General features: G+C 64.9%; 15 protein-coding genes. 6 read left to right on the forward strand and 9 right to left on the reverse strand.

Annotated elements, in window-relative coordinates; translation table 11 throughout:
• Window positions 1–21: 21 nt before the first annotated feature.
• The 3 genes from AC06DU_RS11540 to cmk form a co-directional block, all read right to left on the reverse strand.
• Window positions 22–333 (reverse strand): integration host factor subunit beta, encoded by a 312-nt coding sequence (locus tag AC06DU_RS11540; RefSeq protein WP_016903549.1) that lies wholly within the window; start codon window positions 331–333, stop codon window positions 22–24.
• Window positions 334–421: 88 nt separating this feature from the next.
• Complete coding sequence (gene rpsA / locus AC06DU_RS11545; protein ID WP_016903550.1) at window positions 422–2,107, reverse strand: 30S ribosomal protein S1; 1,686 nt, start codon at window positions 2,105–2,107, stop codon at window positions 422–424.
• 183 nt (window positions 2,108–2,290) lie between these two features.
• Entirely contained in the window at window positions 2,291–2,974 is a 684-nt protein-coding gene (gene cmk, locus AC06DU_RS11550; protein WP_024939216.1) for a (d)CMP kinase, read from the reverse strand.
• Window positions 2,975–3,146: 172 nt separating this feature from the next.
• Between cmk and ykgO the strand changes: the two genes are divergently transcribed.
• The 6 genes from ykgO to AC06DU_RS11580 all read left to right on the forward strand — a co-directional run bounded on the left by ykgO (window position 3,147) and on the right by AC06DU_RS11580 (window position 7,863).
• The gene (gene ykgO / locus AC06DU_RS11555) at window positions 3,147–3,272 is read left to right on the forward strand and encodes a type B 50S ribosomal protein L36 (RefSeq protein WP_005913193.1); all 126 of its coding nucleotides are present in this window, start codon (window positions 3,147–3,149) and stop codon (window positions 3,270–3,272) included.
• 240 nt (window positions 3,273–3,512) lie between these two features.
• Window positions 3,513–3,842: a hypothetical protein gene (locus tag AC06DU_RS11560; protein WP_039515118.1), complete on the forward strand. Its 330-nt coding sequence runs from the start codon at window positions 3,513–3,515 to the stop codon at window positions 3,840–3,842.
• A gap of 264 nt (window positions 3,843–4,106) precedes the next feature.
• The gene (locus tag AC06DU_RS11565; RefSeq protein WP_102251924.1) at window positions 4,107–5,141 is read left to right on the forward strand and encodes an agmatine deiminase family protein; all 1,035 of its coding nucleotides are present in this window, start codon (window positions 4,107–4,109) and stop codon (window positions 5,139–5,141) included.
• An 80-nt stretch (window positions 5,142–5,221) separates the two neighbouring features.
• Window positions 5,222–6,106: a carbon-nitrogen hydrolase gene (locus AC06DU_RS11570; RefSeq protein WP_016904714.1), complete on the forward strand. Its 885-nt coding sequence runs from the start codon at window positions 5,222–5,224 to the stop codon at window positions 6,104–6,106.
• A 4-nt stretch (window positions 6,107–6,110) separates the two neighbouring features.
• The gene (locus AC06DU_RS11575; protein WP_104574728.1) at window positions 6,111–6,638 is read left to right on the forward strand and encodes a GNAT family N-acetyltransferase; all 528 of its coding nucleotides are present in this window, start codon (window positions 6,111–6,113) and stop codon (window positions 6,636–6,638) included.
• Window positions 6,631–7,863, forward strand: a complete 1,233-nt coding sequence (locus AC06DU_RS11580; protein WP_478202456.1) for a TraB/GumN family protein — start codon at window positions 6,631–6,633, stop codon at window positions 7,861–7,863. The genes AC06DU_RS11575 and AC06DU_RS11580 overlap by 8 nt, the downstream gene beginning before the upstream one ends.
• Before the next feature lie 118 nt (window positions 7,864–7,981).
• Here the strand turns inward: AC06DU_RS11580 and AC06DU_RS11585 are convergent, their stop codons facing one another.
• From AC06DU_RS11585 to AC06DU_RS11610, 6 genes are read right to left on the reverse strand one after another with little or no spacing between them, the layout of a single operon-like run.
• Window positions 7,982–8,941: an endonuclease/exonuclease/phosphatase family protein gene (locus AC06DU_RS11585; protein ID WP_478202458.1), complete on the reverse strand. Its 960-nt coding sequence runs from the start codon at window positions 8,939–8,941 to the stop codon at window positions 7,982–7,984.
• Entirely contained in the window at window positions 8,938–12,075 is a 3,138-nt protein-coding gene (locus tag AC06DU_RS11590; protein ID WP_024940600.1) for a discoidin domain-containing protein, read from the reverse strand. Before AC06DU_RS11590 ends, AC06DU_RS11585 begins: the two co-directional genes overlap by 4 nt.
• A 26-nt stretch (window positions 12,076–12,101) precedes the next feature.
• The gene (locus AC06DU_RS11595) at window positions 12,102–12,938 is read right to left on the reverse strand and encodes a carbohydrate ABC transporter permease (protein WP_046342961.1); all 837 of its coding nucleotides are present in this window, start codon (window positions 12,936–12,938) and stop codon (window positions 12,102–12,104) included.
• The gene (locus tag AC06DU_RS11600; RefSeq protein WP_024940601.1) at window positions 12,935–13,819 is read right to left on the reverse strand and encodes a carbohydrate ABC transporter permease; all 885 of its coding nucleotides are present in this window, start codon (window positions 13,817–13,819) and stop codon (window positions 12,935–12,937) included. The genes AC06DU_RS11595 and AC06DU_RS11600 overlap by 4 nt, the downstream gene beginning before the upstream one ends.
• Window positions 13,816–15,168, reverse strand: a complete 1,353-nt coding sequence (locus AC06DU_RS11605) for a sugar ABC transporter substrate-binding protein (RefSeq protein WP_065031550.1) — start codon at window positions 15,166–15,168, stop codon at window positions 13,816–13,818. Before AC06DU_RS11605 ends, AC06DU_RS11600 begins: the two co-directional genes overlap by 4 nt.
• Window positions 15,169–15,171: 3 nt before the next feature.
• Entirely contained in the window at window positions 15,172–16,791 is a 1,620-nt protein-coding gene (locus tag AC06DU_RS11610) for a glucoamylase family protein (RefSeq protein WP_039527041.1), read from the reverse strand.
• Between the last annotated feature and the right edge of the window lie 95 nt (window positions 16,792–16,886).

Genomic DNA, 16,886 nt, shown 5'->3' on the forward strand with positions numbered 1-16,886 from the left:
AAACGCAGCGGCAGAATGACCTCAGTCAGCCGCATCCAGCAGATCGACCGGGACCACGGAGCTGACACGCTCGCGCAATTCCTTGCCAGGCTTGAAATGCGGAACATGCTTGCCCGGCAACGCGACCGACTCGCCGGTCTTCGGATTACGGCCAAGACGTGGCGGGCGGTAATGCAGCGAGAAGCTGCCGAACCCGCGGATTTCGATCCGATCACCATCGGAGAGCGCCTGCCCCATCATTTCCAGCAGCGATTTGACTGCCAGATCCACGTCGTCCGCCTTCAGATGCGCTTGACGTCGCGCCAGGATTTCAATCAATTCGGACTTGGTCATGGGAAGACTTGCTTTTTTCGACTGACACATCGGAATCGGCCCGGGCAAGCCCGGGCCGATCCATCACGCTCTTGCGAGCGCTACGCGCTTACTCGGACTTGTTGCTGTTCAACTGTGCACGCAGCAGCGCGCCCAGCTGGGTCATGCCACCGGATGCGGCCGAAGACTGGTATTCCTCCAGCGTTTCGCGCATTTCGGCGTCGTCCTTGGCCTTGATCGACAGCTGCAGGGTGCGGCCCTTGCGGTCCATGCCCACGAACTTGGCTTCGATCTTGTCGCCGACCTTCAGGTGCTGGGTCGCGTCGTCCACACGCTCGTTGGCGATGTCGCGTGCAGCGACGTAGCCTTCGATGCCGTCGGCCAGGTCGATCGTGGCGCCCTTGGCATCCACTTCACGCACCACGCCTTCGACCTTCGAACCCTTCGGGTTGGACGCCATGTACTGGCCGAACGGATCCTGCTCCAGCTGCTTGACGCCCAGGCTGATGCGCTCACGTTCCGGATCGACTGCCAGCACAACGGCTTCCAGCGTGTCGCCCTTCTTGTAGTTGCGCACGACATCTTCGCCGGTGGTGTTCCAGCTGATGTCGGACAGGTGGACCAGGCCGTCGATGCCGCCGTCCAGACCGATGAAGATACCGAAGTCGGTGATCGACTTGATCTGGCCGGACACCTTGTCGTTCTTCTTGTGGGTGGCAGCGAAGGTTTCCCACGGATTGGCGGCAACCTGCTTCATGCCCAGCGAGATGCGGCGACGCTCCTCGTCGACATCCAGCACCATCACTTCGACTTCGTCACCCACCTGCACAACCTTGGACGGGTTGACGTTCTTGTTGGTCCAATCCATCTCGGAGACGTGCACCAGACCTTCGACGCCCGGCTCGATCTCGACGAATGCGCCGTAATCGGTGACGTTGGAGACCTTGCCGAACACGCGGCTGTTGGCCGGGTAACGACGTGCGATGTTGTCCCACGGATCTTCGCCCAGCTGCTTCAGGCCGAGGCTGACGCGGTTACGCTCGCGATCGAACTTCAGCACGCGCACGTCCAGCTCGTCGCCGACGTTGACGACTTCGGACGGATGGCGCACGCGCTTCCAGGCCATGTCGGTGATGTGCAGCAGGCCGTCGATACCGCCCAGGTCCACGAACGCGCCGTAATCGGTCAGGTTCTTGACGACACCCTTCAGGATCGCGCCTTCCTGCAGCTTGTCCATCAGCTGCTCGCGCTCTTCCGAGTGCTCGCTCTCGACCACGGCACGACGCGAGACCACCACGTTGTTGCGCTTGCGGTCCAGCTTGATCAGCTTGAACTCGAGTTCCTTGCCTTCCAGGTAGGCCGGGTCGCGCACCGGGCGCACATCCACCAGCGAACCAGGCAGGAACGCGCGGACATCCTTGATGTCCACGGTGAAACCACCCTTGACCTTGCCACTGATGCGGCCGGTGATGGTTTCGTTCTTTTCCAACGCCTCTTCCAGCTCGTCCCACACCATTGCGCGCTTGGCCTTCTCGCGCGACAGCACGGTCTCACCGAAGCCGTTCTCGATGGAATCGAGGGCAACCTTGACCTGGTCGCCTACGCCGACATCGATCTCGCCAGCGTCATTACGGAACTGCTCGATCGGCACGATGCCTTCGGACTTCAGGCCAGCGTTGATCACCACCACGTCGCCGCGCACTTCCACGACGGTACCGGTGACAATGGAGCCCGGCTTCAGCTTCGCCAGATTGGCTTGACTGGCTTCGAACAGTTCAGCAAAAGATTCTGTCATTTGAATTTTACTCAGTTGAACACACGGGCGTTGATCGTCGAATGCGACAGATGCCAAGCGCCCAGCCTGTTGGTCGACTCCGGACAGCGAGTCGGTTAAGTAGTAGTAGAACCGCCACACGGGATGTGCGACGGAGCCTTGGAACGCCTTACGGTCGGCGGGACATGCCCGCTTGCGGAACGCTTACGACGACGTGCGAACGGTCAACAACCCGACCACACGTTGGACGACATCCTCGATCCCCATTCCGCTGGTATCGATCAGCACGGCGTCTTCGGCCGGCCGCAATGGCGCCACCACCCGCTGCGCATCACGGGCATCTCGAGCCATGATCTCGCGCAGCAGGTCGTCAAAGATAACCGAAACACCCTTTTCCATCAACTGTTTATGGCGACGGCCCGCACGTTCTTCGGCACTGGCGGTCAGAAACACCTTGAAGGCGGCATCGGGGAAGATCACCGTGCCCATGTCGCGCCCGTCCGCGACCAGGCCGGGGGCCTGCCTGAATGCGCGTTGGCGTTCCTTCAACGCGCTGCGCACCTCGGGAATGGCCGCAATCGCCGAGGCCAGCGCGCCGGTGGTCTCCAGGCGCAGTTCGCCGGTGGCGTCCACGCCATTGACCAGCACCCGCAGCCCTGCCTCGCCGGCATCGTCGAACTCCACCCTGGTGTCGAAGGTGCAGCGCACCAGCGCAGCCGGATCGGAGACATCCAGATCGGCCCAGCTCGCTGCCACGCCCACCGCGCGATACAGTGCGCCCGAATCGAGGTAATGCCAGCCCAGCCGGGCGGCCACGATCCGGCTCACGGTGCCCTTGCCGGCGCCGGAGGGACCATCGATGGTAAGGACGGGCGAAAGGTCGGTCATTCAGGTTTCCGGAAGGTCATCAGGCGGTAGTGTAGCGCCGCTCGCGGGGATTGCGATGCAACCACTTGAAAGCACGACGAAAAGCCGGTTAGAATTGCCGGCTTAATTCCGGGTGCACCCTCGATAGCGGGCACTCTCCCATCGAATCCAACCGTTTACGCCGAGGTGTGCCATGAAAGTCCTGTCCTCCCTGAAGTCTGCGAAGACCCGTCACCGCGACTGCAAGGTGGTCCGCCGCCGCGGCAAGGTCTTCGTGATCTGCAAGTCGAACCCGCGTTTCAAGGCGCGTCAGCGCTAAGCTTTCGCCGCGCGTGCAAGACCCGAGAAAGCCGCCTCCGGGCGGCTTTTTCTTGGCCGATCCTTCACGCCGACGATTGCCTGATGCAGGCTGGACTACACGGATGCCCGCCCAGCTCCGCGTAACGGTTGCGCTGGCAGGCAATACGCCGCGGCGTTGTGTACCACCGATCGGCAAGCACGCTGGCCCTGGTTTTGCTGTAATCACCATCCGAATCTTGTCCACTGGGGAGTAGATGACATGCGCAACCGTTTGTTTGTCCTGCCGCTGATCGCGCTGATGGGGATCAGTGCCGCTGCGTCGGCCGATACGCTGCTGATCGACCGCGCACAGCAGAAGCCTGCCGCTGCCCTGCCCTTGCGCGGCGACAGCATGAGCCAGGTCGAAGGCCGTTATGGCGCGCCGCAGGAAAAGCTGGCGCCGCGCGGTGGCCAGAAGCGCCAGTGGCCGACGATCCATCGCTGGGTATATCCGGCCTTCACCGTGTACTTCGAAAAGAGCCGGGTGATCGACGTGGTGGCCAACCAGGCCGATGCCAACGAGATCGGGCCCAAGCCGCCGATCAAGTGATCGCGGGTTGTTCGGGTTCCATCGGAGGGTGACTGCAACAGTGATTTGATCCAATGGTGTGCGGGAAGCGATCGCTGCGAGTCGGTAAGGCGAGTCCTTCGCAAGGGGCGATTCGACGCGAATTCCTCGCAAGAGCCGACTTAAGGCGAGTCCCTCGCAAGAGCCAACTTAAGGCGAGTCCCTCGCAAGAGCCCGCACATCCATGTGCGGGGATTGAATTAACAGCCTGGCTTCGGTTGGGCATTGATAGGTGTTTGTTAGGTTATGACCGATAGCGTTCGCTTTCCTGCCGAGTGGGAATCTCAGTCCGCCGTGTTGATTGCGTGGCCGCATGCGGGTACCGATTGGGCCGAGCGTCTTGCCGAGGTGGAAGAGACCTATATCGCGCTGGTCACGGCGATTTCCCGCTTCGAGCCGGTGATCGTGTGCGTGGCCGATGACGACCTGCAGATTTATGCGGAAGCGCGGCTGCGCTCGGCGCGGGTGGACATGGCGCAGGTGCGCTTCGTGGTTGCGGCCTACAACGACACCTGGCTGCGCGATTCGGGCCCGATCACACTGCGCCAGGACGGCGGTTTCCGCCTGATGGATTTCCGCTTCACCGGCTGGGGCGGCAAATTCGAGGCCAGCCTGGACGATCAGCTGGTCACCTCGCTGGATGCGGCGCAGGTATTCGTGCCCTCGCAGGTGCAGACGGTGGACTTCGCGCTGGAAGGCGGCGCGATCGAGACCGATGGTGCGGGCACCTTGCTGACCACCTGGAAGTGCCTGCACGAGCGGCATCCGCAGCGCACACGCGATTCGCTGAGTGCCGATCTTGCCGCGTGGCTGGCGCAGGACCGCGTGCTGTGGCTGGATCACGGCTATCTGGAAGGCGACGACACCGACGCGCATATCGATACGCTGGCACGCTTCGCCGGCCCGGATGCGATCGTCTACCAGGGCTGCGATGTGGCCAGCGATTCGCATTACACCGAACTGCAGGCGATGGGCGCCGAACTGGCTGCGTTGCGCAAGGCCGATGGGCAGCCGTATCGGCTGTTCGTGTTGCCGTGGGCCGAGCCTATCCTGGACCAGGGCCGGCGTCTGGCCGCCTCGTACGCCAACTTCCTGATCGTCAACGGGGCGGTGCTGATGCCGGCTTACGGCGACAAGGCCGATGCGCGCGCGCAGGCAGTGCTGGCCGAGGCGTTTCCGCAGCACGTCATCGTGCCGGTGCCGTGCCGCCCATTGATCTGGCAGAACGGCAGCCTGCATTGTCTGACCATGCAGCTGCCCGCCGGTCTGCTGGCTGCCTGAGTCACTCCTGTTCCGGCCGGCAGGCCGGTGTTACACCATCGCGCGCTACCTTAGTGCGCCACTTCGCTGGACGAATCGCCATGACCCGTCATCTCCTTCCCGTCGCGCTGATCCAGGAGCGCAACCACGGCGACGCCGCGGCCAATCTGGCCATCATCGAATCGCGCGTGGCCGAAGCCGCCGCACAGGGCGCCAAGCTGGTGCTGCTGCAGGAACTGCACAACGGTGCGTATTTCTGCCAGCACGAGTCGGTGGACGAATTCGACCTGGCCGAGCCGATCCCCGGCCCCAGTACCGAGCGGCTGGGCGCGCTAGCCAAGCAGCACGGCGTGGTGCTGGTGGCCTCGTTGTTCGAGCGCCGCGCGGCCGGGCTGTATCACAACACCGCGGTCGTGTTCGAAAAGGACGGCCGCCTGCTCGGCAAGTACCGCAAGATGCATATCCCGGACGATCCGGGCTTCTATGAAAAATTCTATTTCACCCCGGGCGATCTGGGCTTTGCGCCGATCGATACCTCGGTCGGCCGGCTCGGCGTGCTGGTGTGCTGGGACCAGTGGTACCCCGAAGCGGCGCGCCTGATGGCGCTGGCCGGCGCGGAACTGCTGCTCTACCCCACCGCGATCGGCTGGGATCCGGATGACCAGCAACCGGAGCAGGAGCGCCAGCGCGATGCCTGGGTGCTCAGCCATCGCGGCCATGCGGTCGCCAACGGGGTGCCGGTGCTGTCGTGCAACCGCGTCGGCCATGAGCCCTCGCCGTTGGGCGCCTCGGGCATCCAGTTTTGGGGCAACAGCCATGTGCTGGGGCCGCAGGGCGAATTCATCGCCGAAGCTGGACAGGACCCGACGGTGCTGGTCTGCGACGTCGACCTGCAGCGCAGCGAACACGTGCGCCGCATCTGGCCGTTCCTGCGCGATCGCCGTATCGATGCGTATGGCGACCTGCTCAAGCGCTACATCGACTGACCGCATGCCAGTGGAGTTGCGCGAAGTCCGCGACGCGGACATCCCGGCCATCACCGCGATCTATGCGGAGCAGATTGCCGGGATCAACAGCTACGAATACAGCGCACCATCGCGCGATGAGATGGCTGCACGGGTGCGCGCGAGCGTGGATGCCGGCTACCCCTATCTTGTTGCCGAGCGCGATGGCGTGGTGGTGGGCTATGCCTACGTCGGCGCCTATCGCGCACGCGCCGGCTACCGCTGGACCGTTGAGAATTCGATCTATCTCGCCAGCGCCGCACAGGGCCACGGCATCGGCAAGGCCTTGCTCGGCGAGCTGATCGCACGCTGCCAACAGCGCGGCTATCGACAGATGATTGCGGTGATCGGCGATGCCGACAACCTGGCATCGCGACGGCTGCATGAACGTTTTGGTTTTCGCACGGTCGGAGTGTTCACCGGTATCGGCCGCAAGCATGGTCGCTGGCTGGACGGCGTGCAGATGCAACGCGCGCTCGGCTCCGGTGACACCGCCCCTCCTTCTGATGAATGACCCCATGACTGAGCAAACCACCCACGTTCTGGACGATGCGCTGTCCGGCCAGCCGCATCGCATCGTCGAACGCGATGGCGTGCGCTATACCCTGCTCGGCACCGCGCATGTCTCGCTGGCCAGCGTGGCTGCGGTGCAGCGGGCGATCGGCAGCGGCCGCTACGATGCGGTGGCGGTGGAACTGGACGCGCAGCGCCTGCAGGCGCTCAGCGACCCGGATGCCCTCGCCCGCCTGGACCTGGTGCAGGTGATTCGCAAGGGCCGGGTGGCCTTGTTTGCGGCCAACCTCGCCCTGGCCGCCTACCAGCGCCGCCTGGCCAAGCAGCTCGGTATCGAGCCGGGCGCGGAATTGAAGGAAGCGGTGAACCTGGCGCGCGCGCAAGGCCTGCCGGTGCACCTGATCGATCGCGAGGTCGGCCTGACCTTCAAGCGCGCGTCCGGGCGGCTGGGATTCTTCGGCAAGATGAAACTGGCCGGCGGCCTGCTCGGCGGTCTGTTCGCGGCTGACGAGGTGGGCGAAGAGGAAATCGAAAAGCTCAAGCAGGGCGACATGCTGGAGGCGAGCTTCGGCGACTTTGCCAGCGAAAGCCCGGAGCTGTACGAGACCGTGATTGCCGAGCGCGACCAGTACATGGCCACGCGCCTGCGCGAGGAAGCCACCACCGATCAGCGCGAGATCCTGGCGGTGGTCGGTGCAGGACATCTGGCCGGTCTTGCACGCCACCTGGAGCATGACACCGCCGCACCCGGCCCGTTGCGCGAGTCGCTGGAATACGTGCAGCAGCGCAAGCGCATTCCGTGGATCACGCTGGGCATCCTGGCGGTCATCATCACCGGCATCGGCATCGGCTTCTGGCGCGGCGGCCTGAGCATGGGCGCGGACCTGTTGTTGCAGTGGGCGATGTATACCGGCGGACTGGCCGCGCTGGGCTGCCTGCTGGCGGGCAGCCACCCGTTGAGCATCCTCACCGCGGCGGTGGTGGCGCCGTTCAAGCCGTTCCGCCTGAGCGTGCCGACCGGTGCGTTCGCCGCCCTGGTCGAAGTGCATATGCGCAAGCCGGCCTATGGCGACTTCCTGTCGCTGCGCGACGATGCGCAGACCTTGCGCGGCTGGTACCGCAATCGCGTCTCGCGCGTGGTGCTGACCTTCCTGCTGACCAACGTCGGCAGCATGGCCGGCGTGTGGCTGGCCGGTGTGCAGATCTTCAATCGCCTGCATGGGTGAGCGTGGCGGCGCTGCAATCTGCTGCTGCTCGTAGGAGCGCACCTGGGCGCGATGGGGCGTTATCGGTAAAGCCCATCGCGCCCGGGTGCGCTCCTACGTGGTTGATGTAGGGGTCGAGTTACGGCTGATCGGGCGCGAGCTGCAGGCGCACCCAGACGCCGTAGTGATCCGAGGCCCAGCGCCCTTCGGCGTACGGGGTGTCGAACAGGATGCGCGCTTCGCGGGCCAGCAGGCGGTTCTGCTGGAAGAACACGTGGTCGATCCGCGCCGGCGTGTCGAACACATGCAGGTTCAAGGTGCTGACGGTGGCGTCGCTGTTGCGGTGCACGCTGCCGTAGCTGTCGCCGTAGCCCTTGCGTAGCGCTTCCAGATCCAGGGCGTCGGCGGCGGTGTTGAAATCGCCGGCGATCACGACCGGGGCCTGCTCGCTGTTTGAAGCAATGAAATCCAGCAGGTCGGCGACCTGACGCGTGCGTGTGGCCGTGCCACGCGCATCGGCACGTTCGTTGAGATGGGTGACGTAGACGTTGATCGGCTGGCCGTCGACATCGACCTGCAGATGCGCAGCAACACGGTAATCGTCCAGCGGCTGCAGCAGGCGCTGATGCCGGGCCAGCACCGTGCGCCGACTCAACAAGGCATTGCCGTAGCGCTTGGGCGCACCGACCGGATCGGCCGAGGCGAAGGTGTAGTCGTAATCCAGCTTGCGCGCCAGCCAGGCGGCCTGGTTATCCACGCTGCCGCGGCGCTCGATCACTTCCTGCAGTGCGATCACATCCGGCGCCAGTTGCTTGAGCTGTCTGGCGATATAGGCGCGACGCGCCGGCCAGTCTTCGCGGTCGTGATGCAGGTTGAGCGTGACCAGGGTCATCTCGCGCTGCGCCGCGCCCGGCGACTGCACTGCCGGGGATGCGTGTGCTACCTGATCGGTCTGGTTGAGCTGTGCGGGTTGCGCGGCCTGCACGGCCTGCGTGGCGTATGCAGCGACAGCGCACAGCAGCAGCGCCACCCACGCGACCGGCCACCCGCCGCCGCGCCGCGCCGGGGCTGCCCGGGTCGGTCGAGCTGCGTGGGTCATTGCGAGGCGCGCTCGGCCCGCCGCACCGCGCTGGGCACATCGATCTGCACATTGGCCGGCAGCTGTTGAATCCGCAATTCGCCGTTCTGCCATTCGGCAGATTCACCGTTGATGCTGGCCTTGCCCGGCGTGCCCTGGTACGGCCACGGCAACACCACCCCGCCCGGCGGCAGGATCAGGCCCGGCTGCAGTTGCAGCACCAGCTGCTTGTCGGTGCGCTGCAAGGTGTAATTGAGGCGCCCGTAGGGCGTGCGCAGTTCGGCAATGCCGATGCCCTTGCCCTCGAACCAGCGCGTTGGCGTGCCGGCAGCGATGACCAGACTGGCGTCGGATTCGCGTCCGTAGGCGAACATGTCCAGCACCGAGCGCACGAAATCCGAGGCGACCCAGGCATGCGGCAGGTCGCCGACGAAGAACGGCGTGCGCGGCGTGCGCGAGACCACTTCGGCCCATTGGTTCCAGGGTTGCGGCGCACGGTCCTTGAAGAAGAACGCGGTGGCGTCCCAGGCGCGGTCGCGCCAGCCCAGACGCACGAACGCGGCCACGTTGCGCCATTCGTAGGGCGTGTAGTCCTTCCATGCGCGCTTGCCGTCGCGGCGATCGGAAAACTCCTTCCAGTAGCGCTCGAAGGTATTGGTCAACAGGTCCTGCGGCAGGCGTTGCTGCTCGCCGCCCGGGGCCAGCGCGATGGTGGTCGAGGTCGCATCGAAGTCGCCCAGCTCGGCCGAGCCGGGCAGGAAATCGAGACTGTGCTGGCGCACCGCCGCCCCCAGCGAGGCGACCAGGTCGCCACTGAATTCGTCGCGTGCGGCGCTGAAGCGGGCGACCTCGTCGGGCTTGTCGAGTGCGCCGGCCAGCATCGCCGCATCCTTGTAGCCGCGCAGCGCCCAGAAGTTGTCCCAGTACGAATGCACCGGCTTGGCCGAATAGCCTTCGTGGCTGATCGACACCGGCATCATTCCGTAGAAGGCCGGATTGCGCATGAAGTTGTCTTCGGTGCGTTCGCTGGCGCGCAGCTTTTCCATGTAGTCGTAGGCGCCGGTCACGTGCGGCCACATTTTTTCCAGGAACGCCTTGTCGCCGGTGTAACGGTAGTACTCGGCGATGTTGAAGATCAGCTCGCCATGGCTGTCGTTCTCGGGAACCGGGTCGCTGCCGCGGTCGTCCACGCAGCACGGCACCATGCCGTCGGCGAACTGATACGGGGCGAACCAGTCGACGTACTCGCGCACCACGTCTTCGCGGCCGAGCCGCAGCAGGCCTTCGGAAATCATCGCGCCGTCGCGGATCCAGCTGCGCGAATACGAGCGCGTGCCCGGCTGCAGGCGCGGGCCGATGCGCGAGATCAACATATGCGCCAACGCGGTGCGCAGGGTGTCGACCACCGGCTTGCCTTCGGCCGGCACGCTGATGCGCACGCGATCGAGCTTGCTGCGCCACTGCTGGGCCACCTGCTGCTGCGCCTTGTCGGCATCGAAGCCGGCCGGCAGTTGCGCGGTGCCGGTCTGCGGAATCACCAGCGCCACCTCGCGCTGTTGGCCGGGCTCCAGCTTCCAGCGGTACAGCAGCACGCCCGAAGCCAGGCCGGTGTCGTCCTTGACCTGGGTGATCGTCGGCGGCGTGGCGGCGGTGAGATGGCTGACATCCATGCCGCTGTCGAAGGCGCTGGCAAAGCCGGCATCCGGACGTTGTGCGGCGAATACCCGCGGCTTGCCGTTGACGCTGACCTGCGCGCCCTCCACCGCCAGTTGTTCGATCCGGCTGACGCCGCCCAGGGTGTTGAGGAACTGCGCCGGCGGGTTGACCTGGAACGGCCGCACCGCCAACGCCAGCGTGAAGTCGCGCGCCTCCTTGCCGGTGTTGTGCAGCTGATAGCGTGCGACCAGTTGCGCCTGATCCGGGGTGCCCTGCACGAACGCGGTCACGCGCAGGTTCATCAGGTCGTGGTGCCAGTCGACGCTGGGAATCGGCAGGTAATCGTCCTGCAGGCTCTGTTCGCTGCTGACATCGGACCAGTGCAGCAGCTTGCCGCCGGTGACCACGAACGGCTCGATGCTGAAGCCGCCCTTGCCCACTTCCACCGCGCCGTCCTCGCCGATCAGGCCCTGCTCGGTGCCGCCGTCCAACCCCAGGATGGTCCAGTACGGCTGCTCGCCGGAGAAACCGCGCGGATAGCTGCCACGCGGCATCTGCGCGGCCAGCGACTTGATGAAGTCGTTCGGGGTCGCCGCAAACGCCAGCGGCTGCAGCTGCACTTCCTTGATGCCGTAGCGCCAGTTGGGGCCGTCCTTGAGATCGAAGCGCAGGTAACGCGCCTCGGTGTCCGGCAGTGCCAGCCAATCGGTGCCGCCGGCACCGGCCGTAACGGTGCGCAGGTCGCGCCAGCCGCGCCCATCGCTGGACGCGCGCACCACGTATTGCGAGGCCTGCAGGCCGGGGACCCACTGCACCACCGCGCCGCCGAATTCGCGCACCTTGCCCAGGTCCAGCGTGACGGTCTGTTGCTTGACCGCGCCGCTGAGCCAGAAGGTCTCCGGCTTGCCGTCGGCCAGGCGTTGTTCCAGTGCGGGCGCGGTATCGGTGATGGCCTCGGCCTTCAGCGGCGAGGTGTCTTCCGGCGGCAGCGGCGTGAGCGTCAGGCGGTCGAAGCACACCGTGCCCTTGCCGCCAACCTTGTTGTAGATGGTGAACTCGACATCCGCGCTGCTGCGCAGCTGCTTGTCCTGGCCCGGGCCCCAGGCCTTTTCGATGTTGCGCTTGCGATAGCCGACGGTGGTCCAGTTCTTCGGGAAGTTGAAGCCGGGCCGGTTGACCCACCACACGTTGTCGCCGCTGGCATCGATCAGCTTGACCTGCAGATCGTTGGACGGCGAGTCGCCGCGCAGCGCAAAACCGATGCGGTAATTGTCCGGATAGTCGATCGGCAGGTTGCGACGGATGCCGACATAGCCGGACACGCCGTTGAAGTTGTAGTCCAGGCACAGCGCATGCCCGCCGGCACTGGTGGCGACCGGCCGCAGCGAGCCGCTGACCTGGTTGGACACCACCAGGCGCCAGGCGCCGATGTCGTTGAAGCCGTCGAGCACGCGTTCCTGCGCCTGCGCCGTGACCGCAGAGGTGGCAACAGCGGTCATGGCAAACAATCGCAGGAACATTGGCTTCACCCCTTCACACTCCCCAGCAGAAGACCTTGGATGTAGTAGCGCTGCAGCGCGACGAACAATAGCAGCACCGGAATCACCGTCACCACTGCGCCGGCCATCATCAGCTCCACGTCCATGATGTGCTCGCGCGACAGTGCGGCCAGCGCCACCGGCAAGGTGTACTGCTCCTGGTCGGTCAGCACGATTAGCGGCCACATGAAATCGTTCCACGAGCCCATGAAGGTGAAGATGGTCAGGGTGACCAGCACCGGCTTGAGCATCGGCAGCACGATCTGGAAGAAGATCCGCATTTCGCTGGCGCCGTCGATGCGCGCGGCCTCGATCAGTTCATCGGGAATGCTGCGCGCGTACTGGCGCACCAGGAAGATGCCGAACACCGTCGCCAGCGCCGGCACCACTACCCCGCCGATGTTGTTGACCAGATGCAGCTGCTTCATCAACAGGAACAGCGGCAGCATCGCCACCTGCGCCGGGATCACCAGCGCCGCCATCAGGATCTTGAAGATGCGCTCGCGGCCGACGAACTGCAGCTTGGCGAACGCATAGCCGGCCATGGTGTTGATCAGCAGCGAGCCGAGCGTGATCAGCCCGGACACCATCAGGCTGTTGGCGAAGTTGCGCGCCATGCCGGTGCGCGCGAACAGCTCGTGGTAGTTGGCGGTGGTGAACGCCGAGGGCAGCATCGGCGGCGGGAAGCGGCTGGCCTCGCCGGTGGGCATGAACGACACCGACAGCATCCACAACAGCGGCGCCAGGCTGACCAGCGCCAGCACCAGCAGGCCACCGTTGATCAGCACGCCATTCCAGCGCGATTGGCCGACATCACGACTCATATCAAATCCCTCTTGCGGCCGAAGCGCAGCATCACGGTGGTCACCGCCAGGATGATCAGGAACAGCAGGAACGCCACCGCCGACGCGCGGCCGAGGTTCCACCACTTGAAGCCTTCCTCGAACATGAAATACAGCACGCTCACGGTGCTTTGCAGTGGGTCGCCGCGGGTCATCACGTAAGGCTCGGCGAACAGCTGGAAATAGCCGGAGATGGTGATCACCCCGACCACCATCAGCACCGGGCCGAGCATCGGCAGGGTGATATGCAGGAACTGCTTCCAGCGCGAGGCGCCATCGATGCGCGCGGCCTCATACAGGTCCTGCGGGATCGCCTGCAGCCCGGCCAGGAAGATCACCATGTTGTAGCCGAAGTTCTTCCACACCGCGAACAGCATGATGGTCGGCATCGCCCAGCGCGGGTCGCCCAGCCAGTCGATCGGGGCGATGCCCAGATGGCTCAGGCCGAAGTTCACCAGGCCGTACTTGATGTGGAACAGATAGCGCCAGATCACCGCCACCGCCACCAGCGTGGTCACCACCGGGGCGAACAAGGCGGTACGGAACAACGCCTTGAAGCGCGAGGCCTTGGCATTGAGCAGCAATGCGGCGCCCAGCGACACCCCGATCGACATCGGCACGCCCAGCAGCACGAAATACGTGGTGTTCCACAACGACTTCCAGAACAGCGGCGTCTGCAGCAGGTCGATGTAGTTGCCCAGGCCGACGAAGCGCAGATGGCCGCTGTCGGCCAGTGCGTACAGATCGAAGTCGGTGACGCTGAGCACCAGCGCGGCAAACACCGGCACGCCGAAGAACATGCCCAGCACCAGGATCGACGGCGCGGCGAACACCCAGCCGGCGACGGAATTACGCTTCATCATCGTGCCGCCCCCTCGCCCGCTGCAGGCGCTGCGGCAGGTGTCGCCGCAGGCGTTGCCGGTTCACCGGCCGGACCGACATGCCCGCCCTCCTGTTCGAAGATCCAGCGGCGCTTGGCCAGGATCTCGTCCACGCGTTTATCCAGTTCCTGCACGGCGGCCTCATGTGATTGGCCGCCACGCACCACGCGCTCGGTCACCAGGCGCATTTCCTGCACGATGCGCTCCCACTCCAGCACCTTGGGCGTGGCCTTGACCCGCTCCAGCTGGTCGCCGAAGGCATGCGCCAGTTCGTCGTTGGCCAGCGAGGGCAACTTCCAGGTGCTGCGACGCGGCGGCAGGTCGCCGATGATGGCGTGGAAGCGCGCCTGCACCTGCGGCTGCGACAGGTATTCGATCAGCTTCCAGCTGGCGTCCTTGTGCTGCGACGACTTGAAGATCACCAGGCTGGAACCGCCGGCAATGCCCGCGCCCAGGCCGTTGGGCCCCGGCAGCGGCGCAGTGCCCCACTTGCCTTCCATGCCCGGCGGCTGGCGCAGCTTGAACTCGCGCACGTTCCACGGGCCGGACAGATAGAACGCGTAATAGCCGTTGAAGAACTCGTACCAGACGTTGGAGACCTGGGTCTCGGAGACCTTCGGCGCCCAGCCTTTCTGATACATGGTGTCGTAGAAGCCCAGCGCCTTGCGGAAGCCTTCGCCGCGGAAGTTGCCGTAGTTGTCGTGGTCGCGCAGCAGGCGGTCGTCCTGCTGCAGCGCGAACGACAGTTGCTGCTCGAATTCGTTGAGCGGCATCAGGATGGCGTAGCGGTCCGGGCCGACCTTGCGCTTGATCGCCGCCATCACCTGTTCCATCTCGGCCCAGGTCTTGGGCATCTCGCTATAGCCGGCCTCGCGCAGCAGGTCCTTGCGATAGAACAGCAGCCGGGTGTCCACATACCACGGCACGCCATACAGGGTGCCGTCGACCAGGTTGGTGTCCCACACGCCGGGAAAATAATCCTGCGGGTCGACGATCCTGGAACGCGCCACATACGGCTGCATCGGTTCCAGCGTGTCCAGCAGGGCGAACTCCGGCAGCCAGGTGTTGCCGAGCTGGCACACGTCCGGCAAGCCATCGGCGGCAAAGGCGGTCAGCAGTTTTTCGTGCGCCGCCGTCATCGGGATGTTCTGCACATCCACGTGGATATCGGGGTTCTGCTTCTCGAAGTCGGTCACCAGCTCGGCGACCACTTCGGCCTCCTTGCCCATGGCCCAGAAGCGCACGGTGGTCTTGCCGGGGTCGGAGCGTTCGCATCCCGCCACACCCAGACACAGTGCGGCGGAGATCATCAACAGTTTCAAAAGGCGCACGGATTACTCGGGTTTTTGGCGTTGCGAGGGGTCTTGCTGGGCCTGGGCGGCGGCGGCACGCGACTCGGCCATGCCCAGCGCACGGGCGGCGGCCTTCTGCTCGTCCTTCTGCGGCGCCGGCTGCGGCTCGCCTTCGGGGGTGAGCCAGCCGCCGGTGAAGCCGGCGCGTTCCAGACCGGCCCGGATGTACGGGTTCTTCTTCATCACGGTCCAGACGAATTCGTTCTGGTAGTTGGCGATCATCGCCAGGATCGGGCCCTGGTCGATGGCGATGTAGTCGCTGGCCACCCAGCCACGGTCCGGCACCATGCGCCCGGTCTTGAGCGGGATGTCGTAGTTGAAGCTGGGATTGAACGAGTCCAGAAAGCCGTAGCTGGAATACAGGAAGTCGCCGTAGCGCTTGTGCATTTCCTCGGTGGCCGGGATCACCACTTCCGGGGCGAACACGATCGAGGAGATCGCCGCCGACGGCACGATGGTGCCGTCGTCGAAGTTCTCGCGCAGGCCGGCGCCGCGCGAGGAGTAGTGGCGGAACTGGCGCTGCTCGCCACGGTATTCCTGGCTGGTGTTCTGCGGGCCGTCGCCCGCGGTCAGGCCCCAGACGTTCTCGCCGTAGTCCTTCCACTTCATCGGGTTGTCGATGGCGTAGTCGCGCTGGGCCAGGGTGGCGCGGCGGCTGTTGAGGAAATAGTCGATGCCGCGTTCGCGCATGTACTGGTCCTGGATATCGCGGAAGTCGATCCAGACATGGCTGTACTGGTGACCGAACAGCGGACCGAAGGACAGGTATTCCTGGCCCTGGTAGACGCCCCAGTCGTTGTTGTAGGTGCGGGTCCAGCTGGTCCAGGCATCCACGTCCACGCCGTGGGTCGGCGAGCCGAGCGCGAGGATGTACAGCATCATCGCCTCGTTGTAGCCCATCCAGTCGTGGTCGATGAAGCCGCTCTCGGGGAACCAGCCCATCGAGATCAGCGGCGCGCGCTGCTGCAGCCAGCGCCAGTCCACGCGCTTGTACAGCGCATCGGCGATCTGCCGGATCTCCTTTTCGCGCGGGTCGTCGCCGTCGTAATACGACTGGGTGAACAACACGCCCATCATCAGCAGCGCGGTATCCACGCTCGACAGCTCGACCCAGCTGTCGTAACGGTTGCCCTGCTGCATGTCCAGAAAGTGATAGTAGAAGCCCTTATACCCGGCCCTACCGGTCCGCTGCGGCCCCATTGGCGCATCGCGGAAGAATTTGAGTGTGGTCAGGGTGCGGTCGATCGCCTGATTGCGACTGACCCAGCCGTTCTCGATGCCGATCGGGTACGCGGTCAGCGCGAACCCCACCGAGGCGATGCTGGCGAACGGACGTGACGGAAACCGGTCCGGCGACAGCCCATTGAGTTCGTTGGTGGTGTCCCAAAAAAACTGGAAAGTGCGGCGCTCGATGTCCGAGAACAGCGGTGGCAGCGCGGGTTTGACCGGCTTGGGTGGCAGCTGCGCTTCCACCAGGATGACTTTCACCGGCGCCTTCTTTTCAGCCACTTTTGGCTCCTCGGCCTGCTTGCAGGACGCCAGCACCAGCGCGCCCAGCAATAGTGGAATCGTCAACCAATACGAAGTCCTGCCCCTGTTCATCCGCCCCCCACTTGTGTAATCGATTACATCTCGCACGCCAACCTACCCTATCCAAGCGCCGAGTTCGACCGCCCCGGAAACTGCCGGGGCGGTCG

Source organism: Xanthomonas sp. NCPPB 3200, assembly GCF_056393585.1.